27 protein-coding genes are annotated in these 23,869 nt (G+C 42.2%); 23 read left to right on the top strand and 4 right to left on the bottom strand.

The features are described 5' to 3' along the window. Positions 1-330 precede the first annotated feature (330 nt). On the top strand, positions 331-780 hold the full coding sequence (locus NSQ68_RS17615) for a GNAT family N-acetyltransferase (protein ID WP_342426674.1): 450 nt from the start codon (positions 331-333) through the stop codon (positions 778-780). A 112-nt stretch (positions 781-892) separates the two neighbouring features. Next, entirely contained in the window at positions 893-1,348 is a 456-nt protein-coding gene (locus tag NSQ68_RS17610; protein WP_071644342.1) for an NUDIX domain-containing protein, read from the top strand. 243 nt (positions 1,349-1,591) lie between these two features. Here the strand turns inward: NSQ68_RS17610 and NSQ68_RS17605 are convergent, their stop codons facing one another. Then, positions 1,592-2,341, bottom strand: a complete 750-nt coding sequence (locus NSQ68_RS17605) for an SDR family NAD(P)-dependent oxidoreductase (RefSeq protein WP_342426673.1) — start codon at positions 2,339-2,341, stop codon at positions 1,592-1,594. A gap of 239 nt (positions 2,342-2,580) precedes the next feature. Here NSQ68_RS17605 and NSQ68_RS17600 point away from each other — a divergent pair, with 239 nt between their 5' ends. The 11 genes from NSQ68_RS17600 (at position 2,581) to NSQ68_RS17550 (ending at position 9,834) form a co-directional block, all read left to right on the top strand. Then, complete coding sequence (locus tag NSQ68_RS17600) at positions 2,581-3,150, top strand: TetR/AcrR family transcriptional regulator (protein ID WP_342426672.1); 570 nt, start codon at positions 2,581-2,583, stop codon at positions 3,148-3,150. A 408-nt stretch (positions 3,151-3,558) separates the two neighbouring features. Then, positions 3,559-4,008, top strand: a complete 450-nt coding sequence (locus NSQ68_RS17595; RefSeq protein ID WP_342426671.1) for a GNAT family N-acetyltransferase — start codon at positions 3,559-3,561, stop codon at positions 4,006-4,008. 89 nt (positions 4,009-4,097) lie between these two features. After that, the gene (locus tag NSQ68_RS17590) at positions 4,098-4,511 is read left to right on the top strand and encodes a GNAT family N-acetyltransferase (RefSeq protein ID WP_342426670.1); all 414 of its coding nucleotides are present in this window, start codon (positions 4,098-4,100) and stop codon (positions 4,509-4,511) included. Between the two features lie 189 nt (positions 4,512-4,700). Further along, positions 4,701-5,231: a hypothetical protein gene (locus tag NSQ68_RS17585; protein WP_342426669.1), complete on the top strand. Its 531-nt coding sequence runs from the start codon at positions 4,701-4,703 to the stop codon at positions 5,229-5,231. 181 nt (positions 5,232-5,412) lie between these two features. Further along, positions 5,413-5,949, top strand: a complete 537-nt coding sequence (locus NSQ68_RS17580; protein ID WP_342426668.1) for a hypothetical protein — start codon at positions 5,413-5,415, stop codon at positions 5,947-5,949. A gap of 228 nt (positions 5,950-6,177) precedes the next feature. After that, positions 6,178-6,621: an oxidoreductase gene (locus tag NSQ68_RS17575; protein WP_342426667.1), complete on the top strand. Its 444-nt coding sequence runs from the start codon at positions 6,178-6,180 to the stop codon at positions 6,619-6,621. 178 nt (positions 6,622-6,799) lie between these two features. Beyond that, positions 6,800-7,384 (top strand): hypothetical protein, encoded by a 585-nt coding sequence (locus tag NSQ68_RS17570; RefSeq protein ID WP_342426666.1) that lies wholly within the window; start codon positions 6,800-6,802, stop codon positions 7,382-7,384. Positions 7,385-7,413: 29 nt separating this feature from the next. Continuing rightward, positions 7,414-8,037, top strand: a complete 624-nt coding sequence (locus tag NSQ68_RS17565) for a hypothetical protein (protein WP_342426665.1) — start codon at positions 7,414-7,416, stop codon at positions 8,035-8,037. A 232-nt stretch (positions 8,038-8,269) separates the two neighbouring features. Then, positions 8,270-8,710, top strand: a complete 441-nt coding sequence (locus NSQ68_RS17560) for a GNAT family N-acetyltransferase (protein WP_342426664.1) — start codon at positions 8,270-8,272, stop codon at positions 8,708-8,710. Between the two features lie 23 nt (positions 8,711-8,733). Next, a complete protein-coding gene (locus NSQ68_RS17555; RefSeq protein ID WP_342426663.1) occupies positions 8,734-9,189 on the top strand; it encodes a DinB family protein in 456 nt (151 codons plus the stop codon). A gap of 21 nt (positions 9,190-9,210) precedes the next feature. Further along, a complete protein-coding gene (locus NSQ68_RS17550) occupies positions 9,211-9,834 on the top strand; it encodes a class I SAM-dependent methyltransferase (protein WP_342426662.1) in 624 nt (207 codons plus the stop codon). A gap of 164 nt (positions 9,835-9,998) precedes the next feature. On the opposite strand, the gene NSQ68_RS17545 is transcribed toward NSQ68_RS17550, so the two are convergent. Together NSQ68_RS17545 and NSQ68_RS17540 are read right to left on the bottom strand one after the other, a co-directional pair. After that, complete coding sequence (locus NSQ68_RS17545; protein WP_342426661.1) at positions 9,999-10,862, bottom strand: sulfurtransferase; 864 nt, start codon at positions 10,860-10,862, stop codon at positions 9,999-10,001. A 75-nt stretch (positions 10,863-10,937) separates the two neighbouring features. Further along, positions 10,938-11,882: a DMT family transporter gene (locus NSQ68_RS17540; protein ID WP_342426660.1), complete on the bottom strand. Its 945-nt coding sequence runs from the start codon at positions 11,880-11,882 to the stop codon at positions 10,938-10,940. A gap of 234 nt (positions 11,883-12,116) precedes the next feature. Between NSQ68_RS17540 and NSQ68_RS17535 the strand changes: the two genes are divergently transcribed. The 7 genes from NSQ68_RS17535 to NSQ68_RS17505 all read left to right on the top strand — a co-directional run bounded on the left by NSQ68_RS17535 (position 12,117) and on the right by NSQ68_RS17505 (position 19,136). After that, positions 12,117-13,025 (top strand): hypothetical protein, encoded by a 909-nt coding sequence (locus NSQ68_RS17535; RefSeq protein WP_342426659.1) that lies wholly within the window; start codon positions 12,117-12,119, stop codon positions 13,023-13,025. Positions 13,026-13,237: 212 nt separating this feature from the next. Then, positions 13,238-13,951 carry a 2,3,4,5-tetrahydropyridine-2,6-dicarboxylate N-acetyltransferase gene (gene dapD / locus NSQ68_RS17530; protein WP_013311259.1) on the top strand — a complete coding sequence of 238 codons (714 nt, stop codon included), beginning with the start codon at positions 13,238-13,240 and terminating at the stop codon, positions 13,949-13,951. A gap of 180 nt (positions 13,952-14,131) precedes the next feature. Further along, positions 14,132-15,268, top strand: coding sequence for an N-acetyldiaminopimelate deacetylase (locus tag NSQ68_RS17525; RefSeq protein WP_342426658.1), 1,137 nt, complete (start codon positions 14,132-14,134; stop codon positions 15,266-15,268). 75 nt (positions 15,269-15,343) lie between these two features. Next, positions 15,344-16,453, top strand: coding sequence for an ABC transporter ATP-binding protein (locus NSQ68_RS17520; RefSeq protein WP_025720927.1), 1,110 nt, complete (start codon positions 15,344-15,346; stop codon positions 16,451-16,453). After that, on the top strand, positions 16,443-17,255 hold the full coding sequence (locus tag NSQ68_RS17515) for an ABC transporter permease (RefSeq protein ID WP_342426657.1): 813 nt from the start codon (positions 16,443-16,445) through the stop codon (positions 17,253-17,255). Before NSQ68_RS17520 ends, NSQ68_RS17515 begins: the two co-directional genes overlap by 11 nt. Further along, on the top strand, positions 17,245-18,066 hold the full coding sequence (locus tag NSQ68_RS17510; protein WP_013372269.1) for an ABC transporter permease: 822 nt from the start codon (positions 17,245-17,247) through the stop codon (positions 18,064-18,066). The genes NSQ68_RS17515 and NSQ68_RS17510 overlap by 11 nt, the downstream gene beginning before the upstream one ends. Further along, the gene (locus NSQ68_RS17505) at positions 18,063-19,136 is read left to right on the top strand and encodes an ABC transporter substrate-binding protein (RefSeq protein ID WP_342426656.1); all 1,074 of its coding nucleotides are present in this window, start codon (positions 18,063-18,065) and stop codon (positions 19,134-19,136) included. The genes NSQ68_RS17510 and NSQ68_RS17505 overlap by 4 nt, the downstream gene beginning before the upstream one ends. A 519-nt stretch (positions 19,137-19,655) precedes the next feature. Here the strand turns inward: NSQ68_RS17505 and NSQ68_RS17500 are convergent. Further along, on the bottom strand, positions 19,656-20,810 hold the full coding sequence (locus NSQ68_RS17500) for an aminotransferase A (RefSeq protein ID WP_342426655.1): 1,155 nt from the start codon (positions 20,808-20,810) through the stop codon (positions 19,656-19,658). A 392-nt stretch (positions 20,811-21,202) separates the two neighbouring features. On the opposite strand from NSQ68_RS17500, the gene NSQ68_RS17495 reads away from it, so the two are divergent. The 3 genes from NSQ68_RS17495 to aspA all read left to right on the top strand — a co-directional run bounded on the left by NSQ68_RS17495 (position 21,203) and on the right by aspA (position 23,856). Next, a complete protein-coding gene (locus NSQ68_RS17495) occupies positions 21,203-21,604 on the top strand; it encodes a VOC family protein (protein ID WP_040103254.1) in 402 nt (133 codons plus the stop codon). A gap of 112 nt (positions 21,605-21,716) precedes the next feature. Then, a complete protein-coding gene (locus NSQ68_RS17490) occupies positions 21,717-22,247 on the top strand; it encodes a GNAT family N-acetyltransferase (RefSeq protein WP_342426654.1) in 531 nt (176 codons plus the stop codon). A 199-nt stretch (positions 22,248-22,446) separates the two neighbouring features. Beyond that, on the top strand, positions 22,447-23,856 hold the full coding sequence (gene aspA, locus NSQ68_RS17485) for an aspartate ammonia-lyase (RefSeq protein ID WP_342426653.1): 1,410 nt from the start codon (positions 22,447-22,449) through the stop codon (positions 23,854-23,856). The last annotated feature ends 13 nt before the right edge of the window (positions 23,857-23,869 follow it).

Here is a 23,869-nt window from a genome sequence, read left to right as displayed (position 1 = left end):
ACTAAGAAAGAGGGATATTATTTTAATTCAATACAATAAGAAATGTAAAGAACCAAGTAAATAAAGTAATTAATGAAGTGCGTTGTAGAGTAACTCGAAGAAGGTAATCACATCTGATAACAATGTGTTCACGCTTTGAAGCTTATCCCCCTTGGTCTGCTGGAGGCATTTCGAAGAAATCGTATCAGGCTGACAACCCTACACCACCTAACTGCATCGCAGCCAGTCGCTCTGCTCTCTTTAAGGTGGTGAGGATTGTGAATACAAGATCGTTAGACGAAACCTGCGTAAGGAAAAAATAAAATAATAAAAAACTAGGAGGTATGTTTGGTGCTGACATTAGAAAAAGCTAGAAAAAATGATGCACAAAGACTTGCTGAAATACAAAAGGCCAGCTTTGAGGATGAATCAAAGCATTTTAATAATAACGAAACCGTTGAGCCAATAAGATATGATTCCATAAGTTGGCAAGGAGGTATGATGCAAAATTGCGAATATTTCAAGGTGCTCTTTAATGGAGAAATAATCGGGGGAGCTATGATATTTGTAGAATGTAATCAAGTGCATAATATAGGAAGAATCTTTATTGATCCAAATTTTAAAAATCAAGGAATCGGAACGAAGGTGATGGAGAAAATTGAAAGTAAATTTCCAGACAGCACTGAATGGTGGCTGGATACTCCTAGCTGGAGTGTGAAAAATCATCACTTCTATTCAAAGTGTGGGTTTACTAAGGTTAGAGAAGAAGGTGACTTATACATTTTTAAAAAGACTCTATAAACTTATTTTTGTGGCTTAATCAGAGATGGCACAATCGTATAACATAATGTTTAAGCAGTGGCTCCTAACGGAGCGTTGGTCTGTTGGAGGATCTCAAAGGGGCGTGAAGATATTGAATTACATAAGAGAATTAAGAGAGTTAGTAGGTACCCGACCTATAATTATGGCAGGAGCATGTGTGATTCTCATAGATGATGAGGGACGATTACTATTGCAACAAAGAACTGATAATGGTCTATGGGGATTACCAGGAGGTTCAATGGAGCCTGGTGAGAATATGAAGGAGGTTGCAAGCCGGGAACTTTTTGAAGAGGTAGGCTTAGAAGCTGAAGAGTTAGAATTACTTGATATATTTTCAGGCCCGGAACTTTACTATCGATATCCTCATGGAGATGAAGTATATAACGTAGTTGCAGCTTATATATGTAAAGAATACAGTGGAATAATTAAAGGTGATGAAGCTGAAGTACAAGATATACGATTTTTTGATTTAAACAAGATACCTAATCAAATAAGTCCTCCCGACCTACCGATAATAACAAGATTTTTAAATGAAGTAAGATCATGAAAACATTTTTTTAGTAAATCGAGGATGTCCCCGACATCACCTAACAAAGGGCTGCTTGAACTTCAGGAATACCCAAACGCTATGTGAAATCAACAAAATTATTTAAGAGGTAAACATGGGTGTGACCGCTTGGCGCTTTTTCTTACTTCACGAGCAAGTTGCAATAAAATGAACATGGAGTAGACGGAGCTGAGTGTCTACTTCATGTTCGCCTAAATTTTTGAGAATTGAATTACAGATGGATCAATGGAACTTTGGAGGTTCAGAATTCATCGTATCGTTAAGCTGGGTCACAAAAACACCTTCGTTCCGGCCAGGGTTATTTCGAAACATTTTCGCTTCTTCCACCAGAACTTCGTCTGTATCCGTGCCAAGTATCTTTATTGTTTCATCAATGAATGAAGTAAGTGGCATCGCGCGTGGTTCATCGTTGTTGCTTTGAACCCATGGGGGCACAATTTCTATTACTTTGACCGATGTGTCTTTAAGCATGTACCTTTGGGATAGCGTATAGGTATGAAGTGCTGCTTTTGTCGCGGAGTATACAGCAGTTGTCGCTAACGGTACAAATCCGAGTATTGAAGTTGTGTTAATGACAACCGCTTCCTCTTTGGACTTCAAATGCTCGATGAATGCAGAGGTCAACCGAATGGGACCTAGCAAGTTTGTAGTGACAGTCGAAACCAAAACATCCTCATCGATCACGCCCGCCGCGTAATCGGACTGTATGATGCCGGCGTTGTTAATCAGGACATTCACATCCGGGTATTCTTTGATTAACTGCTTGGCGGTCGCCTTTATGCTGGCAGGGTCTTGTACATTCAATTCCACTGCGGACATGCCGGGATTCGCTTTGATCGTCTCCTCCAGACGCTCTTTACGTCGACCGGCGACAATAACTTTATTTCCAAGATTGTGGAGAGCTTCTGCTAACGCACGTCCAATTCCCGAACCGCCGCCTGTAATAAAGATAGTGTTTCCTGTAAGTTTCAATTTTTAAACCCTCCTAATTCTTGTGAATAAATTCATCTCAAAGATTGTAAAACAATAGCTTTCATGATTATGGCTTCTCTAGAATTGAACATATGTTGAATCATCAACATAAATTCTATAAAGTGAATGTATCAGAGCGGTATAATGGATTCAATGGTTAAAACAAGCGTGGTTGTTGATTTTTCAACAGAGGACTTCGAAATGTTCATTTTTTCGGATGGTACAAAGGGGAGAAGGATATGGACAGGCGTATTCAAAAATCGAGGCAAGCCATTATTGATGCTTTTATGAGGCTGATGTCAGATAAGGAATTCGAGAGAATTACGATCAATCAAATTGCGGAGGAAGCGAATGTCAATCGCGGAACGATTTATTTGCATTTCACTGACAAGTACGATCTGCGCGATCAATGCATGGAAGCTCAAATTAACGAGTTACTACGCAATTGTATGTCTGAAGATAACTTCTTTCATCTCCCTTCCAAAACCGCACTACTGCGCACGTTTGAATATTTGGAGCAGCATGCTTCATTCTACTCTATAATGCTGACGAACAAGGGAAGTATGGTTTTTCGGAACCAAATGGAGACAATGTTCCGGCAAAGTCTCTGCGAGCATCTGGATTCGATCAACCTCGATCAGGAAATGAACAGGGACATTACGGTGCAATTTTTAATTTCAGCGGCGGTAGGGGTATTGGAATGGTGGATTACCCGTTCGATGCCATATCCGGCATCGGTCATGGTTGAACAATTTTGGAAATTGCTGAATTGTGGTGTCGAGGGAAATGAACCAACATCGTCCATTTGAGTCTCTAATTAGAGGCTTTATACACAAACGTTATCAGAAATTCTTGAATTACTAAAACATAATAATAAGATTTCAAAAGTACTAAAAACTATAGTATAAAGAACACGAAAGATCTGGAGGTCATTTTATGGATATACTCTTTGCTAATTATGGGATTAATATAATTCGAAGAGATGCATATGAACTAATAATCAAACTACAAAATGGAAAAGACCATATAAGAAAGTTCGCTGATAAAAAAATTTGCCCATTGATTTTGAATGCATAGTGAAGAAGTTCGGTAACTTCTGATAACATAATATTCAAGCATTGAATCCTCACGGAGCCTTGACCTGCTGGGATGGAGTTCGAGGAGGCATTTCAGCAGACAACCCTTAAAAAAATAAAAAGACAATGGAGGTATGTTTGGTGCTGACATTAGAAGAAGCTAGAAAAAATGATGCACAAAAACTTGCTGAAATACAAAAGGCCAGTTTTGAGGATGAATCAAAGCATTTTAAGAATAACGAAACCGTTAGGCCCATAGGATATGACTCCATAATTTGGAAAGAAGAGATGGTGCAAAATTGCGAATATTTCAAGGTACTCTTTAATGGAGAAATAATCGGGGGAGCTATGATATTTGTAGAATGTAATCAAGTGCATAATCTAGGAAGGATCTTTATTGATCCGAATTTTAAAAATCAAGGAATCGGAACGAAGGTGATGGAGAAAATTGAAAGTGAATTTCCAGACAGTACTGAATGGTGGCTGGATACTCCTAGCTGGAGTGTGAAGAATCATCACCTTTATTCAAAGTGTGGGTTTACTAAGGTTAGAGAAGAAGGTGACTTATACATTTTTGAAAAGATTTTATAAACTTATGTAATGTACAAACGTTATGTTACATCAGTGCTAAGTGTCATCAAGAAGATATTCAATGAAAAGAGTGCAAGGGAGGATTTACAATGCAGATTGATTTTGCGATTGAATCAGATTATGAGTATATCTCGTTAAGAGACAAGCACATACATAAGACACTGATAAGAGCAAAAATAAAAGAAAATGAAATTCTAATCATTAGAGAATCCAATCAAGAAATAGGTTGGATGAGATACGGATTTTTCTGGGACAACACACCATTTATGAATATGATATGGATAGATGAGGAGTATAGAGGAACAGGTATTGGTAAAAAAGTTGTCCACTATTGGGAAGAATTAATGAAACAAAAAGGTTTTGAAATGGTTATGACCTCAACACTTTCAAATGAAGAAGCTCAACATTTTTATAGGAAGCTTGGATATAGAGATGCTGGATGTTTAATGCTTGAGAACGAACCTCTGGAAATAATACTGACAAAGGAGTTGAACAAAAATTAACGTTGAGGAAATCAATGAAGGAAGTGACCTTTAAAATATAATATTCAAGCTGCGCCTCCAATGGAGCCTAGGTCTGCGAGTTGGATTACGAAGAGGAATTTCGCAGACAAACCCTTTGGGGTTCATGGATGCAGAGTTGTTAGATGAAAATCACCATGTAAACCAAGTTAAAAAGGAGTGGAGGATAATATGGCGAACACCATTTCATTACCAAAACAATTAAATGATGTAGTTGAACCCATAGGTATGTCAAATGGATTAACATCAGTCTTTATTGAAGTTCTAGCTATTAGTGGATCAGTACTAGCTAAAACGAATCGAGAAAAAGAATTAATTATTTGGCTAGCACAAAGGGATCAGTCTGTAGTTGGAATAGGAACAGTTGGTTTTGATATTGATGAAATGCCTTGGACTATAGACTCTTTTGAAAGTGAGAAAGATTTTATACTAGATACTATTTCAAATGCAGCAGATGGCTTAGGGTGGGAGAAATTAAGCTATAAACCACGGCAAGATTGGGTTGTTAATTGTTTGAATCAATTTGGCTTAATGATTAAAGTATTTAATAAAGAAGATATTGACATGAACAATTATATAGAATGGTCAGAAATTGAAGAGGGGGATGATAACCCTACAATTCCAAGAGGGTATCCCAAATGCGAAAAGCATAACATCTATTTAAATTGCCATGGATGTATACTTTGCAATAATGGAAGCTGAATTAAGGACTGCAGGTATTTCATAAAAGATGGTAACAATCATATAACACAATATTCATGCTTCGGGTCTTGCAGAGCTCTTGGTCTGCAAGACAGAGCAGACAGCAACCCCTGAGGGAGCTCATGAATATAGAAACATTAGGCGAAATATGGTGGTTATACAACAAGTTCGGAGAGAAACCATGAAAACATTCTTAAATAAAGTAGATGAAAATAGACTTGATGTGCTGTCAGTAGATATGGAAATTGACATAAGAAAAGAATACAAAAATATTACAAGACATTCTGGGCGAATGGTTCCTGTTATTGATTGGAGGATAGCTTTATATATAAACGGAAATAAGTTGGACGAAGATGAAGTGTTTGTTGAAGATGAATTTTTAAAATCATTAATTTTTCCAGGAAAGTATCCTATGTTCACTTGTACTTGCGGCATATTTGGTTGTGGGGGATACTATGTTGAAGTCAGTCATGAGGATGATAAATTGTTTTGGTTAACTGAGCAATCGCCTTTTAAGGATCAATTCGTTAAGACTTCTAATAAATTTGCTTTCTCTTGGGACCAAATAATAGATTTTTTAGAAGAATTAATACATAAATTTGATGATCTAAAGAGCATAATGATTACGCATGGCTTGAATTTTCAGTATGATGTAGAAAGATATAGAGGAGTAATTAAAACGATAAAAGAGCGAGCAAATCAGAAAAATAATAATTAAAGCAGATTCAAAGAAGTTACAATGCTTCACCTAACATTACATTCAACGCTAAGGGCCGAGGCAAGTCGACCATTGGTCCAAGAAGCATTAGGCGAGGAAGTGACTGATAGGACAAGCCTGCACCGACTAAGCGCATCACGCCAGGCCTTCGGTCTTTAAGTCGGTGAGGGTTGTGAATACATCAACGTTAAGTGAAATCTATATATGATAATCAACAAGGAGAAACCAATGACAACGATAAATACTCTACAAACTAAACTTTCCAGCCGATATGATGAATTTGACCCAGAGCAAGATGGGAATAAAAATACAAAATTTTCAGATTTAATTATTGATGGAAGATCACTTTACCAAATGCTCAAGAAACACGATTTGGTTCCATCCTTAGGATGGGGGAGTGAAGCTTATCAAAAAGAAATGATTCAGTACTTTTTGCTAAAGAAACCACATGAACATATGTATTATAGATATCCAATACTTGTATGTCCTTGGTGTGGAGATGAAGAGTGTGGTTATATCTCAGTGAAAATTGACAGAGAAGAAGACATTGTAATTTGGAAGGATTTTAAGTTGGAGCATGAGAACAAAACAATAAATATAGGTCCCTTTTATTTTGAATGGACAAGCTATGAAAGAGTCATTAATAATACTTTTGGAATAATAGAAAAATAATAAAGCTACACTAATTCAAAGACGAAAAGACAATATTTAACAACATATTCAAGCAGCGACTCTTACGGTGTCTCAGTCAGCGGGATGAATTTCGAAGGGGAATTTCAGTAGACAACCCCTGGCAAGCTTCATGAATATAGTAACGTTATAGGAAAGGGATGCAAACTATAAAAAGAAGGTGTTTAGGTTGTCTGGTTTATTTAAGAAAAAGAAAACAATATTTGAAGATCAACTAAACAAACTTTCTGAATTGGGTATCTTCATGAATGCAGATTTAAAGAAAGAATTACTTTTAGAAGAAATCTCAAGAAGTGAATTTGAAGAAGATCCCTACAACTTGCTACTACTTACTTTAGGTGGAGAAGTTGAAGTGAATGGTGAATTTATAAATGTATCTGATAAAATTTGGTATTTAGATACGGAATGTATTGAGGACTATGGAGACTATGCAAGAGTAATAATGCGATTAGAGAATATGACAAAACTTAATTTAAATAAGATAACGGATTACGTAGATATTCAGAATAGTACTGCATGGGTCTCTTTTGAATATAAGAATGAACTTATAAGATGGGAAATGAAAGTAGATGATGATTGGTTGGATATGGAGATATTCAAGAAATTTAATGAGTTAATAAAGACTGAACAATCCATGGAATTATATATTTCAATTTTAGATCAAAGCTGCCTAGTGGGCTATTTTAATAAAGAACAAGTAATCGAATTAAATAAATTAACAAAATATAAATTTGAAGAGTATTAGTGAAATATGACTAAAAAGGAGCCAAAACAATGAGTGAATTGACTTCAGGAAGCTTATCACTATTGAAATATAAAAGAGCAGTTCTTGATTATGATCCTGTATACGCGGAGGATTTAAATGACAAATGGTTTGTTTTCGTAACCAAAGATACAGAAGTAAGTGAAGAAATTCCGGAAAGTCTATTTCAAATTTCAGAAAAAATCCCAGTGTTATATTTTTATAATTTTGAAGATCACTGTTGGGGATACCGTGTAGTTTACAATTTACAAGAGATAGCAAGTCTTCATATATCATATGTGTTATTAGATACTTTAATTATTAAGCTTGCAGAAGAAAGATATCCAGAGGAAGATCACATTGAATTTTTATATGTCGACCCTAGAGGGGACAAAATCAGAACTGAATTAATTGAAGAAGTTCTGAGATCTAATGAATACAATGAGAAAATAGCAAAACAGTTTACAAATTGCAATCTAGAAACATTTAGTTTTTTTGAACTAGATAATGAGCGAATAAAACAATTAGACGATATTTTGAATAATGATTACTATACACAATTAGAATCTAAGCATCAGTTAGTAGAAGAGTTTAAAGAATTATTAAATATTGAGGAGATGAGCTGGATACGAGCAGATAGAATGAATGAAGAATAGAAGGTCGTAGTAGTTCTATTATGTATTTTTCTGCACCGAAACAATCTAAAACTCGGGAGTCAAGGGTTGAAAAATGTATGCAGAAAATTCTCAATGGAGAGGGATTAAATGATCGGTAAAAGTAATTCAGGCAAAGGCTAAATAAACGTATCAGAGGCGATAATTATGATAGATTTAGAGTCAGAAAGATTACTTATAAGAAATTTTCGATCTGATGATTGGAATGATCTACATGATTAACTTATCAATAGAAGAAGTATTGAAGTATGAACGTGGGGAAGTTTGTAATGAGGAAGATTGTAAGCAGATGACATTGGAACGATCGCAAAGCAATATTTTTATGGCAGTTGTATTAAGAGAAAACAATAAATTGATAGGACACATTTATTTTAATCAAACCGTACCGTTTGAGTTTTTAACATGGGAAATAGGATACATATTCAACCAAAGATACTATGGAAATGGATATGCTACTGAGGCAAGTAGAAGAGTATTGCAATATGGATTTGAAGAGTTAAAGGCTCATCGGATTATTGCGATGTGTAATCCAGAAAACGCTTCATCGTGGAGATTATTGGAGCGCTTGTTGATGCGAAAAGAAGGACAACCCATTTGGCATAATGCAAATCAATATGCGATTTTAGCAGATGAATGGCAAAGGAACAATGAATAATTTGAAAAAAGGAGCGTGATACCATGAATGAGAAGTCGCGGTTACTAGAGGAGTTCAAGGAATGGATACGTTTTGTTTCTGAGATTCGTGAAATGGATTGGCAAATAAAGATTGCCGAAGATAAATGGTCAGTTCACGATATCGTAAGTCATATATTACTGTGGGATAAATACTTTTTTGAAGCAGCCATAAATCCGATATTGAACAATAAGCCTCTGACATTAACAAATATGGATTTTGAACAATTTAATCAGGATGCTATTGAATATGGAAAAACAAAAACGAAAGAAGAATTAATTAAAATGACTATTCAGTACCGTAACATGATATTACAGAGTATAGAGAGTTTGGAACAGGACAAGTTTACTAAAGAATATGCTGACGGGAAGTTTACTGTAATATCATATTTAAGAGATTTTATCTGGCATGATCAACATCATATAAAACAGATTGATGAGCTTAAAAGAAAAGCCATGTGATTATATAGGCGGGTGAATAATATGGGGGATTATTGGAACAAAAGATTTACTGAAGAAGGGATGATTTGGGGTTGTGAACCAAGTCAAACTGTAACCCAAGCTATAGATTGGTTCAAAAAGAATAATGTACATGATATTTTGGTTCCTGGTGCTGGATATGGAAGAAATACCAAGGAATTCTCTTCTTATTTTCAGGTTGATGGAATGGAGATATCTACTTCAGCTATAGGTCTAGCAAAAGAATGGGATTTAAAAACTAATTTTATTCAAGAATCGGTATTAGAGTTTAGTACAAGCAAAAGGTATGACGGCATATATTGTTATGATTTATTACATTTATTTTTGTTAGAAGACCGAAAAAAATTGATACAGAATTGTGTGATGCATTTGAAGGAACAGGGAGTGATGTATTTTACGTGTTTTTCTGATCGCGATTTTAATAATGGTATAGGTAGGAAAGTTGAGGAAGGAACATATGAATACAAGGAAGGGAAATATGCTCACTTTTTTACTGAAGAAGATTTAATAGAACATTTTAATGATTTGAATATATTAGAAAAGGGTTCCATAAGAGAAAATCTGACATATGCAGAAAAACAACAAAAAGAATATGAATTAAGATATATAGTTGTTCAAAAGATTTGAAAGCTATTCAAAGAAGCAAGCAACTTCAACTACATCGTTTTATTGCTTCACTCGGCTCAAGTTGATTTTTTGTGTACTTTTAAACAAAGCAAATACACTGCCGTAAGCCTAATCGCTTAGGACAGTGTATTTGTCTTTTGAACCTGTATACCCGTTGAAACTTTTTATTCCTCTCCGGTCGCCACCGGATTCCCCTCATAGCTGATCCAGTCGCTCCAGCTTCCCGGATATAAACGGACCTTGCTAAATCCAGCTTCATTCAAGGCGAGTACATTGGGACAGGCGGATACGCCGGAACCGCAGTACACGATAATTTCTGCGTTTGGATCTAGGTCGGCAAAGTGCTGCTGCAATTGTTCCGCATTTTTAAAGCTGCCTTTTTCGTCCAATACTTCTTTCCAGAAGAAATTCACTGCACCGGGGATATGCCCCGCTGCTTGATCTATAGGCTCCTCCAGCCCCAGGTAGCGCGGCCGCTCTCTGGAGTCGATCAATATAGGTGAAAACCCGATATAGGAGCCAACAGGAACAGAATCTTCGGATACACGCTGCACTTCTTGCATACTTGTGAGCATTTGCGGCTGAACATTTGCTACAAAGGTCGAGGGAATGCGAATCGGCTGGTCTGCCGTCACGGGGAACTTCGCTTCCTTCCAAGCGCTGTAGCCTTCTTCCAGCACATATACCTGCTCATGCCCCAGATAGCGCAGGAGCCACCAAAAGCGGGAAGCCATCATACCGCCTTGGTCATCATAAGCGACGATGCGTGAAGATGCGTTGATCCCGGCACGGCTCAGACGTGCAGCAAGTGTATTCACATCAGGTAAGGGATGGCGACCCCCATGCTCACCAAGAGGAGCAGTAAGGTCTTCTTCCAAATCGAAGTGAACCGCCCCCGGAATATGGTCTTCATTAAATTGAGTCCGTCCCGCCCCGGCTTGTCCGAGCAGGGAGCGGCAGTCGGCAATGATCATGTCCGGCTCATACAATCGGGCCAGCAGCCAGCGTTTGGATACGATGGATTTCATAGAGAATTCCGCCTTCCTTTTTTTAGAAGTAAATTTAATCCATTGAGTATGGTTTATGAAAATGGGGTAAATAAGTTAAGAGCTGGTCTTCAGGGGATGCTCAGTGTCAGGCAACTCACTTTGATGGACAACTTTCTTTTTAAAATCCGCTCCGTATCGGATAAAAATCCATACCCCGAATAAGATGAAAAAGCCTGCACCAAATTGTAAGGCAGACAGCCTTTCCCCGAGCAGCACCCAAGCTAGCAGGGAAGAAATAACGGGCTCACCGAGTACCGCCATCGACACCGCAGTGGCGTTAATGTATTTGAGTAGCCAGTTAAATAGATAATGTCCGAACAGCGTAGGCACAATGGCTAACAGCAGGAACAGTCCCCATTCCCGTGGAGCGTATCCGGTAAAAGGAATGGTGTTGACCACATTATACAGCGCAAGTGATGTGGCTGCGATGGCGAAAACCCAAAAATTATAGACGAACGCACTCAAATGCTCGCGCAGATGCTTGCCCATCAGCATATGGATAGACACGGCTACCATACCCAAGAAGGACAGTGCGTCCCCGAGCAGGGCTTGTCCCGAGACATGGAAGTCTCCAGCTCCGATGGCCAGTGAGCCGACAAAAGCCATACCCATTCCGATGAGCATGGCGCGATTCGTGCCCGTCCGGAAAAACAAAAAAGAACCGAGCATGACAAGGATCGGCTCCAATGTCATAATAACGGTAGAGCTTGCAACGGTGGTCAGTCGCAGTGAGCCCATCCAGAGCAAGAAATGCAGCCCCAGCGCAATACCGGACCAGAGGATTAGCATCCACTGTTTACGGGTCAGGCTAAACAGCTCGGTGCGGTATTTCCAGACCAAAGGCAGCATGATCAGATTGGTTAGGTACAAACGGTACATAGCGATGACGGACACCTCGGCTTCAGACCATCTTACGAAGATCGAGGAGAACGAAATAGCGATAATACCTATGATGTACAATAATTCAAAGGAAAACGACGTTTTGTGTGCTTGATTCATGTGGCAGCTCCATCCGTATGGAGGAAAATAAATACGTCTATGTTCCTTCAAAACGGTATCTCGAAAATAGGGTTTAATACAGCCCATTATACCGTACCTGACATTCCCGTGGTATTAGGATTTAGCAAAATCCTGAGAATATAATAAACGGGAGCAGGGAGGTAGGATTTTAAGTGAGATGCTGCGTAGAACTTTTGCTGCACAAGCTCGTCTATCATAGTGGAGGTGGATTTTATGAAAAAACAAAACACATTTTCAATCATACTACTGACTGTAGTGGCAGTGCTGGCTCTGTCAGCCTGTGGAACGAAACCGCAAACCAATAACACCGCACCTCAAGGGGCAGACCAACCGCAAACGCAACAGCAGACGCAGGTTAAACCGGAGCCGGTCGCTGAGTCGGAGGTTAAAAAAGGCACAGGTGTATACAATGGAGCTGCTGACCCGCATACGGTAGAGATTGAAACCAATGGCGAAGCCCAATCCTTCCAACTGGGGGAGGGACTGGACACAGTAATAGCTGGGCTTAAGGAAGGCGATTCGGTAGCGTTTGAATATATCGAAAAAGCAGTAGAGGGCGAAGCGACGGCGAAGCAACTGACTTTAACGAAAATACAAAAGACAGAGACTGGAACAGATAGCAATCAAAACGGAAGTTCTGGTCAACAAGTAGGCGGGGAACGCTCGAAAACTCAAACTTTTGAGCTTACCCTTGAAGGAAAAAAGGAAAAGCAGACAGCAACATTGGCAAAAGGAGAGGGATATTCACTGTATGTGTTTGATCCAATGTCTCTGTTTCCCGATCAAAACCGTGTTGCCTTAGCTGTAGATGATAACTATTATGCTGAAATTACAAAGCTGCCCTCCGATTTTAATCTGGATGAACTTCAAAAAGAAGGCGAGAAGGATCTAGCCTCCATCGGCAAGGTGCAAAAGCTGGACAAAGCATCCGTCCCTCAAGAGCTGACCAGCAGCCGTCTGTTCTTGCAAGCGAGCGGTTCGAAGATGACACAACAATATATTGTTGTAGAAAATAAAACAGGCGGTTTCATCGTGAAAGTGAACATTCCACAAGGTGAACCTGCTGAAGGATTCGAATCCTACATTTATACATCGCTGGAGAGCCTGCAAGCTAATAAATAACCCTACTTTGATGTGGGATGACCGACGGCTTACAATCATGAATTTAAGGCAGTCATGCCGCTGAAAATGGTTGTTTTAAGGGCTAGGTTAGAGCTATAAGGGTCTAATCTATAATTGCGAGACCTGCACTTTTGTGCTATAAAGGATGAGAGAATAAGATCATTCCGGCTTGCGAAGTCGTATGATGCGATGAAGGAGTTGTTAGATTTACTATGTCCATCGAAATGAATACACAAGAAGTCATCAACGTGATTAAAAACAGCAAGAAAAAGACGCCTGTTAAAGTATATGTAAAAGGAGCATTGGCTTCCGCATCTTTTGGCGAGAATGTTCAAGCTTTTATTTCTGGAGACAGCGGTGTGGTATTTGGTGATTGGGCCGATATCAAGCCGGTGCTGGATAGCGCAAACGCTAAAGAAGAAGATTATGTGGTGGAAAATGACCGCCGTAACTCCGCTGTTCCAATGCTGGATCTGAAAGGCATCAATGCACGCATTGAGCCAGGCGCCTATATCCGCGACATGGTGGGCATTGGTAACAACGCAGTCATCATGATGGGTGCAGTGATTAACATCGGTGTTACCATTGGTGAAGGTACGATGATTGATATGAATGCTGTGCTGGGCGGTCGTGTTAAAGTAGGTAACATGTGTCACATCGGTGCAGGCGTTGTCCTGGCGGGTGTCATTGAACCACCATCTGCACAGCCAGTTGTCGTAGAAGACGATGTATTGATCGGTGCGAACTCGGTCGTATTGGAAGGCGTACGCATTGGTAAAGGTGCAGTTGTTGCAGCCGGAGCTGTCGTAACTGAAGATGTGCCTGAATACTCCGTAGTGGCGGGTACACCTGCACGTGTGATCAAACAGGTCGATGATAAGACCAAATCTAAAACTGAGATTTTGAAAGAACTGCGCGTTCTATAAGAAGGCAAAGGTTTTTTATGTACCAAAGGTGAACGATTCCTTGTCAGAAGCATGATGCACTGACAGCATAACTTAGGGACGAAGCACACGGACAAGGCTCGGCGGCTGCGCCGGGCTTTTGTCCTTTTGTTCTTTTGCCCGATAAGAGCTGATGAGCTATAAAGAGGAGGCGTGGCAGCAATGAGTACGGTCGACTATCGTTCTTTTGTCCAAATACGAAGGGATTTACACCAAATTCCCGAACCGGGTTTTGAGGAATACAAAACACAACAATATTTGCTGGATTATTTGGAAACGCTCCCTCAGGAGCGGCTGGAAATTCGTACATGGCGTACGGGCGTATTAGTGTTCATTCATGGAACAGCTCCTGAACGCCGCTATGGATATCGTTGTGATATGGACGGTTTGCCGATTGAAGAAGAGACAGGTTATGATTTTCGTTCGACCCATCCCGGCTATATGCATGCTTGTGGACACGATTTACATATGACGATTGGATTGGGAATTGTTACTCACTTTGCAAGCCATCCGATTAAGGATGACCTGGTTGTGTTGTTTCAACCGGCTGAGGAAGGGCCGGGTGGGGCATTGCCTATGCGGGACAGCACAGAACTGGCAGACTGGATACCCGATGAAATTGTCGCGCTGCATGTTGCACCTGAATATCCTGTCGGTACAATTGCGACTCGCCCGGGCATCCTATTTGCCAATACGTCGGAGCTTTTCATCGACCTGAAGGGAATGGGTGGGCATGCAGCGTATCCACACAAGGCGAATGATATGGTAGTGGCTGCTTGCCAACTGGTGGGACAATTACAAACGGTTGTAGCCCGTAATGTGAATCCACTGGATGCAGCGGTCATTACTGTGGGTAAGGTTAGCGGCGGCACGAAGCAAAATATTATCGCGGAAACCGCCCGGTTGGAGGGTACGATCCGAACGTTGTCTGCCGATACGATGGCGCTGGTTAAATCGCGGATTGAAGCGCTGGTGCGCGGTGTGGAAGCTGGATTTGAATGTCATGCAGAGATTCATTATGGCTCCAATTATTTGCAAGTGTACAATGAGGCCAAGGTGACTGAGGAATTCATGAACTGGGTACGTAATCGGCAGGATGTGCAGCTTATTGAATGCGGAGAAGCGATGACCGGAGAAGACTTCGGGTATTTTCTGGAGCGAATTCCCGGCCTGATGTTCTGGCTTGGCGTGGATACGCCTTATGGTTTGCATCATGCGAAGCTGGAGCCTGCGGAAGAAGCGATTGGTGTGGCCATTTCTGTGCTGACAGATTATTTTACATGGAAGTCTCAAGGGTAAATGATACGCCCTGAATAATTATGTTTAATGAAAAGAATGTAATGGAATGAAGTCGAATTTTTGAAGGAGGGTGTTATGGGAGAGCAAACCATCATCCGATTTGAACGGGTGACCAAGCAATATGACAACGATCCCCCAGTGCTGGCGGACGTCAGTTTTGAGATTGAGCGTGGTAAATTTTATACACTGCTGGGGCCTTCCGGCTGTGGTAAAACGACGATTCTGCGTATGATTGCAGGTTTTGCGGAGCCGACAGAAGGCTCTATTTATTTGAATGGAAAACTCATTAATCGTGTACCAGCCAATGAACGGCAGGTTAATACGGTTTTTCAAGATTATGCACTATTTCCGCATCTAAATGTATTTGAAAATGTAGCCTTTGGTCTGCGCATCAAAAAGATGAACAAAAAGGACATTCAGGAGAAGGTGACACAGGCGTTGTCCTTTGTCAATCTGGAAGGCTACGGTGAGCGGGAAATTTCTGAGATGTCCGGGGGACAGCGTCAGCGTGTTGCCATCGCACGGGCTATCGTCAATGAGCCTGATGTTCTTTTGTTGGATGAACCATTGTCTGCACTGGATTTAAAGCTGCGAACAGAAATGCAGTACATTTTGCGCGAAATGCAGCAGCGCCTTGGAATTACCTTTATTTTCGTTACGCATGATCAGGAGGAAGCGCTGGCCATGTCGGACGAAATTTTTGTCATGAACAAAGGTAAGATTGAGCAGAGTGGTACGCCTAATGATATTTATGATGAGCCGATTAATCGGTTTGTTGCTGATTTCATCGGCGAATCCAATATTGTCCCAGGCCGGATGATCGCGGATTATCAAGTGGAATTCAACGGTCGACAGTTTGAATGTGTCGACGGAGGACTGCGTCCGAACGAACCCATTGAAATTGTGATCCGGCCGGAGGATCTAGAGATTACGAATGTTGCTGAAGGCAAGTTGCGTGTAAAGGTAGATACCCAATTGTTCCGTGGTGTTCACTATGAAATTAGCTGCTATGATGATTCGGGACAGGAGTGGCTCGTGCATTCTACCAAAAAGGCGGAGCTGGGCAGTGAAATCGGTCTGCGATTTGACCCGGAAGCGATCCATGTGATGCGATTTGGGGAAACAGAGGAAGAATTTGATCGACGTCTGGAAGCCTATGAAGAGGTGGATCAGCATGTCCGGTAATACAAGAGCAGCGTATCTGCTGCCTTACTATTTATGGATTGTGCTGTTCGTGGCAGCTCCGGTTGTACTTGTGTTTTACTATTCACTATTTGATGTGGATGGTCATCTCACATTCAACAACTATGCTCAGTTTCTGACACCTGTTTATTTGAGCATGACGCTTAGCTCGTTTTGGTATGCATTTCTGATCACTGTATTTTCACTGTTAGTTGCTTACCCGGCAGCATATTTGCTCACTCGCACTAAGCATAAGCAGCTGTGGCTGTTGCTTATTATTTTGCCGACCTGGATTAACTTGCTACTCAAAACGTATGCTTTTATCGGGATTTTCGGAACCTATGGTCCGGTGAATGCGGTATTAGGTATGGTTGGGTTGGGAGGTCAGCAATTATTGTTTACCAGCTCCAGCTTTGTGTTTGTGTCGGTTTATATTTTTGTACCTTTTATGATTTTGCCCATCTATAATGCCTTGGAAGGGTTAAACCCTTCATTGCTGGACGCAGCCCGTGATTTGGGAGCCTCCAAATGGACCGCGTTTCGTAGGGTTATTTTCCCGTTAACACTTGCGGGTGTGCGATCCGGTTGTATGGCTGTGTTTATTCCAGCATTGTCGCTGTTTATGATTACCCGCCTGATTGCAGGTAACCGTGTGATTACACTGGGGACGGCGATAGAGCAGCATTTTCTGGTTACTCAGGATTGGGGTATGGGCTCTACGGTTGCCGTGTTCCTGATTTTGGCGATGGGGATCATTATGCTGCTCACCTCGGGAACGAAACGGGGGGTGCGGCATGGTAAATAAAAACCGATTCGGAAATATATATTTGGTGATTGTTTTTCTCGTGTTGTATGCACCTATTTTGTATTTGATGTACTATTCCTTCAACAGCGGCGGGACGATGCATGAGTTTGAAGGTTTTACACTCCAATATTACAAAGAGGTGTTTGCGGACACTCGCTTGATCATTATTGTCATTAACACCTTGGTGATTGCTTTGCTGTCATCTGCATTGGCTACCATTATTGGCATCATGGGTGCGCTGGCTATTCATCAGATGCAGAACCGTCGAGTCAAAAATACGCTGCTGTCGCTTAATAATGTACTGATCGTGAATCCGGACGTCATTATTGGTGCTTCCTTCCTCATTTTGTTCACGATGGTCGGTATTAAGCTGGGTTTCTACTCCGTTTTGTTATCCCATATTGCGTTTAGTGTGCCGATTGCGGTTATTATGATTTTGCCGCGGCTTCAGGAAATGAGTCCATCTCTGGTGGATGCCGCTCGTGATTTGGGTGCCAGCCGGCTGGATGTGCTGACCAAGGTGATTTTGCCCTTTATCAAGCCAGGGATTTATGCGGGCTTTTTTATGGCGTTAACGTACTCACTGGATGATTTTGCGGTGACCTTTTTTGTGACAGGCAGTGGCTATTCGACCTTATCGGTGGAAATATACTCACGTGCCCGTCAAGGGGTTTCCTTGTCCATCAATGCGCTATCCACGCTCATTTTCCTATTTACTGTGCTGCTGGTGGTGGGTTACTACTTTATTATGCGCAAGGCGAATCGTAATGGTAAAAAAGAGCCTGCGGCAGAAATGGGGGTGCCTAGATGAAGTCACTTGTGCGCGTGTTTCTGGCGATTTTCATCATCTCGTTTGGGCTGATGGGAGTGGCGGCATGGCTGAATTCCAGTCAAGGCTACTCCGGTGGCAACACACTGACGGTGTACAACTGGGGAGACTACATTGACCCTGAGTTGTTGGAACGGTTTCAGAAGGAGACGGGGATTACTGTCATTTATCAGACCTTTGATTCCAATGAGGCGATGCTGACGAAAATCGAGCAGGGAGGAACTTCATTTGATGTAGCAGTTCCCTCGGAATATGCTTTGGCTAAAATGAAGCAGGAGCACTTGTTGCTCCCGTTGGACCATAGCAAACTGCCGAATTTGAAGCATGTAGATTCTCATTATCTAAACCTTTCGTTTGATCCGAATAACCAATATTCGGTTCCGTATTTTTGGGGTACAGTCGGGATTGTGTTTAACCCGGAGCTGACGAAAGGCATTGATTTTCATAGCTGGGATGGCCTGTGGGACCCGAAGCTACGTAATAACCTGTTTTTGGTTGATGGAGCTAGGGAGATTATGGGCATGTCGCTGAACAGTCTCCACTATTCCTTGAATGATACGAATGAGGCACATTTGCAGCAGGCTTTGACGAAGTTGGAGAAATTAGCACCCAATGTCAAAGCGGTTGTTGGTGACGAGATTAAAATGCTGCTGGCAAACGAGGAAGCTGCTGCCGGGGTTGTATGGTCCGGTGATGCGTCTGAAATCATGGATGAGAACGATAAGCTCGATTACATCGTGCCGGATGAAGGCTCCAACCTGTGGTTTGATAATATAGTTATTCCAAAAACCGCTACCCATGTGGATGCGGCCCATAAGTTCATCAATTTCATGATGCAGCCCGATGTAGCCGCTCAAAATGCCGAATTTGTAGGATACTCCACGCCAAACAAGGATGGAAGGAAGTTGTTGCCTGAAGATATCTCTGGCGACGAGCGTTTTTACCCACCGTCCGACATTACAGATAAGCTGGGAGTATACAACAATCTAGGCAAGCGCATGCTCGCGCACTATAACGAATTGTTCCTGCAATTCAAAATGCATTTAAAGTAGGGGAGTGGCGTTGGGATTAGGGGGTGGTGCTTTAAAGGTCGCTGCGGTGGCGGATGGTACTTACCATCGCTGTTAAATTCCGATTTTTATGATTACCGCATAAAGGTGAAAATCGGAATTTAAAGGCGACCGCTTCGCTTGTCCAGCACCATTCCGCCCCCTCCCGCTGTACCGTGCTTAAAGTACGCACTATGAATCCCACACCGTGGTGGGGGAGTAGTGAGAGCAGACAGGCCCTTGAGCCACCCGTACAGGTGGTTTAAGGGCCTGTTTTGTTTACTCACCACGCAAAGCGGTGAGTAATGTTTTTCCCCCTGCATCCCCACATATGTTAGCGGAATGAGGGACTTTAAGGCGGGCAGTGAGCGAAGCGGGCCATTTGAATCTGGTGAAGCGGCAGCGTTCGCCTTTGCTGTGGGATTCTTACCTATAAAATGTTTTATACAATTGAAGAATCCCCCAGCAACAGCGACCGGAAGATCAAATGGACTGCGCAGCGCCTCCTCCCACCTTAACTCCCTATAACCCTTTAACAAACTTCTCTATTTTATCCAACCCTTGCTCCAGCACATCCTGTCCGTAAGCATAGGACAAGCGAATGTATCCTTCGCCATAGGAAGAAAAGGCATCTCCAGGTACGACAGCCACTCCATGCTCTTCCAGCAGCTTCAAGGTAAAATCCATCGAGCTTAATCCAAAATGGGCGATGGAAGGAAAAAGATAAAAGGCTCCCTCAGGCTTCTCCAGTGGAATTCCCATATCAGTCAGTCTTCCGTGTACATAGTCGCGACGTCGGCGGTACTCCTCGCGCATCGGAAGTGCATCATCCACCCCGACGGTCAGTGCTTCCAGTGCTGCATATTGGCTAATTGAGCTAGCACAGGTTACGTTGTACTGATGGACTTTGACCATGTGCTGTGTAATTTCAGCGGGTGCGAGCGTAAAACCAATACGCCAGCCCGTCATGGAATGTGATTTGGACAAACCGTTGATGACGATGGTACGCTCCCGCATACCTGATAAAGTTGCAATGGACACGTGGGGGGTATCATAAATCAGTTCGCTGTATATTTCATCCGAAATGATAAACAGATCGCGCTCCTTCAGTAAATCCGCGACCGCTTCCAGTTCTTCACGGCTCATCACTCGTCCGGTTGGATTCGAAGGATATCCGAGAATGACAGCTTTTGTCCGTTCGGTCAGGTAAGGCTCCAGCACCTCGGCCGTTAGCTTGAAGCCGCTGTTCCGAGTATCGGCAAACACAGGAACGCCGCCTGACAAACGGATTAATGGCTCGTACCCTGGGTAGATCGGGACAGGTAGAACAACTTCATCGCCGGGGGACAAAATCGTGCGTAAGGTAATATCCAGCGCTTCGCTGGCTCCGTTCGTTACGATAACCTCATCCTGTCCACGGTAATTTAGGCCGTATTTACGGGCTACAAACGCCGTTGCGGCTTCTCGTAATTCCGGCAGTCCCGGATTAGGTGTATAAGTGGTCCGGCCTTCATCAATCGCCCGATGGGCAGCTTCCATTATATGCGCAGGGGTAGGGAAATCCGGCTGTCCAATCGTTAAGGAGAGCGTTCCGGGTAATGCGGCAACTTTATTTGCGATTTTGCGGATGCCGCTGATTTGAATATTTTTGACCTGATCGTTAAGCAAATGCTCCATAGCGTGTGTGCCACCTTTTTCTGTATTAGAACAAGTTTACAATAATATGATCTGATTATGCTACGACAAGAAGAATTCATTTTTACATAATTTAAGTACTAAATTGGCTAATTTGTGGTATCTTAAATATAGGATATGTTTGTAAGCGTAATCATGGCGAAATTGGGGAAGGGAACAGCTTCTAAATCCAAGAGTGGATGATCAAGTGGATCAGGATGGAAAAACATCTGAAGCCATCTTGTTGTACAAGCCTATTCTTGGTGTAAAGCTAAGGGATAAGGTAAGAGTTATTAGTTTGATTACAAATGTCAGATTGATTGACTTTGTGAGATAGTTAAGTTATCTTTTGTGGAGAAGTCGTATGATAAAGTAGAATGAAGAGGTGAAGCATCGTGGGAGTAACAGCTAAACAAATTTTTGTGAATTTACCAGTTAAAAACCTACAGCACTCCATTGATTTTTTCACTACAATTGGATTTGAATTTAACGCTCAGTTCACTGATGAACATGCAACCTGCATGGTTGTTAGTGAGCATATTTTTGTCATGCTATTGGTTGAAGAACGTTTTAAAGCGTTCACGACAAAGGAAATTTCAGATGCCACGAAAAGCACAGAAGCGATTGTTGCTCTATCGGTGGAGAGCCGAGAAAAGGTGGACGAGATCGTTCGTAAGGCTTTGGAAGCAGGCGGCAAGCCCTCGAATGAACCTCAAGATCATGGTTTTATGTATGGATGGAGCTTTCAGGATTTGGATGGTCATTTGTGGGAGTTCTTTTATATGGCAGAGCAGTAATAGAAGTAAGGGTGATTAAGTAGTAAACAAAGTACCATGGAAAGTAAGCTATCCTAAAAAGATAGTTTACTTTCTTTATTGTATGTTATCGAACTCACCGGGAGGAATCACAATGTCTAACGAAGTGAGAGTTTACCCTGTTCAAGCTCTGAACGAAGCCCTGACAGATTCACTGAGTCGACTGTTAATCGACGTGGTTGCAGACGGTGCATCTATAGGTTTCTTACCTCCATTAGGTTATCAGGAAGCAGCAGCTTATTGGAACAATGTACTTGAGGATGGCGTAGTTCTGTGGATTGCAGAGAAGGACGAAGTACCTGTAGGGACGGTCCAGCTTCATTTGGCTCAAAAAGCTAACGCTATTCATCGTGCGGAAATTGCAAAGCTTATGGTACATCCGTCCGGGCGCAGGCTTGGGATCGCACGTCAGTTAATGAAGACAGCGGAAGAAGAGGCACTAAGTCAGGATAGAACGTTACTGGTGCTAGATACGCGGGTGGGTGATCCCTCCAATGGACTATACGAGTCGATCGGGTTCGTGGAAGCTGGTGTTATTCCGGGTTATGCTCAATCAGCCGATGGTCAACTGCATGCCACCCGATATTATTATAAGCCATTAAATCCGTATTCCAGTCATAGCTGAGCATTTGCCGAATAACCGTGGTATATACGGGTAATCATAACTTGTCATAGGATTACATAACCTTTTTCCGCGTTTATTCGACTGGTAAAGCACGGGAATCGGAAAGTATAATGAAGAGGGATCAGAACAGGTCTTTTTATGTCAATTTGGCTGTACTGAATTGAAGAACGTAGCAAACACAGCGGAGGAATCAGAGAATATGAGGTTGGAGCATGATTTTTTAGGTACCAAGGAAGTACCATCAGATGCCTATTACGGTGTACAAACGCTGAGGGCAAAAGAAAATTTTCCAATTACAGGCCAACGACTGCACCCTGAGTTGATTAAAGCCATGGCGATCGTGAAAAAGGGAGCAGCGACGGTAAATATGGAACTAACCCGTTTACACCGCTCCAAAGCAGAGGCCATTATTCAGGCTGCTGATGAGATTATACAAGGACAGTTGCATGATCATTTCATCGTCGATCCAATTCAGGGCGGCGCAGGCACGTCCATTAATATGAATACAAATGAAGTGATTGCGAACCGCGCGTTGGAGCTGATTGGCAAGCAACGCGGAGATTATCAGGAGATCAGTCCTAATAATCATGTTAATATGGCGCAATCGACGAACGATGCTTTTCCTACAGCCGTACACTTGGCTGTATTAAGCATGATTGATAAGCTGTTGGCTACCATGAGTGAGCTTCAGGAAGCATTTTCCCGCAAGGCCAATGAGTTTGATAGTGTGATTAAGATGGGTAGAACCCACTTGCAGGATGCAGTGCCAATCCGATTAGGACAGGAGTTTCAGGCTTATGCGCGTGTGCTGGGTCGTGATATCGGACGCGTGCGTGCGACCAAGCAGCACCTGCTAACGATTAATATGGGTGCAACTGCGGTGGGTACTGGCCTGAATGCAGACCGTCGTTATATTCAGCGTGTCGCAGAGGTACTGGCAGACGTCAGTGGCTTCCCTGTGGAAGCTGACGAAAATCTTGTAGATGCTACACAAAATACGGATGCTTATACTGAAGTGTCTGCCGCCTTGAAAATTTGTATGATGAATATGTCTAAGGTGGCAAATGACATCCGCTTAATGGCTTCCGGACCTCGTGCAGGTCTGGGAGAACTGAGTCTGCCTGCTCGTCAGCCAGGGTCATCCATTATGCCAGGCAAGGTAAATCCGGTGATGTGTGAGGTCATTAACCAAATTGCTTTTCAGGTCATTGGTAATGATCATACGATCTGCCTGGCTTCAGAGGCGGGTCAGCTGGAGCTGAACGTGATGGAGCCTGTGCTTGTCTACAATCTGCTGCAATCGCTAGAAATTATGAAGCAGGGCTTCCACGTTTTCCGTATACATTGTGTAGAAGGAATTGAAGCAAATGTGGAGCGGTGCCGTGAATATGTGGAGAACAGTGTAGGTATTATTACAGCACTCAACCCCCACCTTGGATATGAGGTAGTATCACGTATTGCCCGCGAAGCAATTACGACTGGGAAATCGGTGCGCGAGCTGTGCCTGCTGTATAATGTACTGACCGAGGAAGAGTTGGACATTATATTGGACCCGTACCAAATGACTCAGCCTGGTATTGCCGGAGAATCTTTGCTGAATCGCGAATAATGATGCGGAGTAT

Source organism: Paenibacillus sp. FSL L8-0158, assembly GCF_038592965.1.
Lineage (GTDB): Bacteria > Bacillota > Bacilli > Paenibacillales > Paenibacillaceae > Paenibacillus > Paenibacillus polymyxa_D.
Note: the sequence above shows the minus strand (reverse complement) of the source record. Positions and strands in the feature narration are given on the sequence as shown.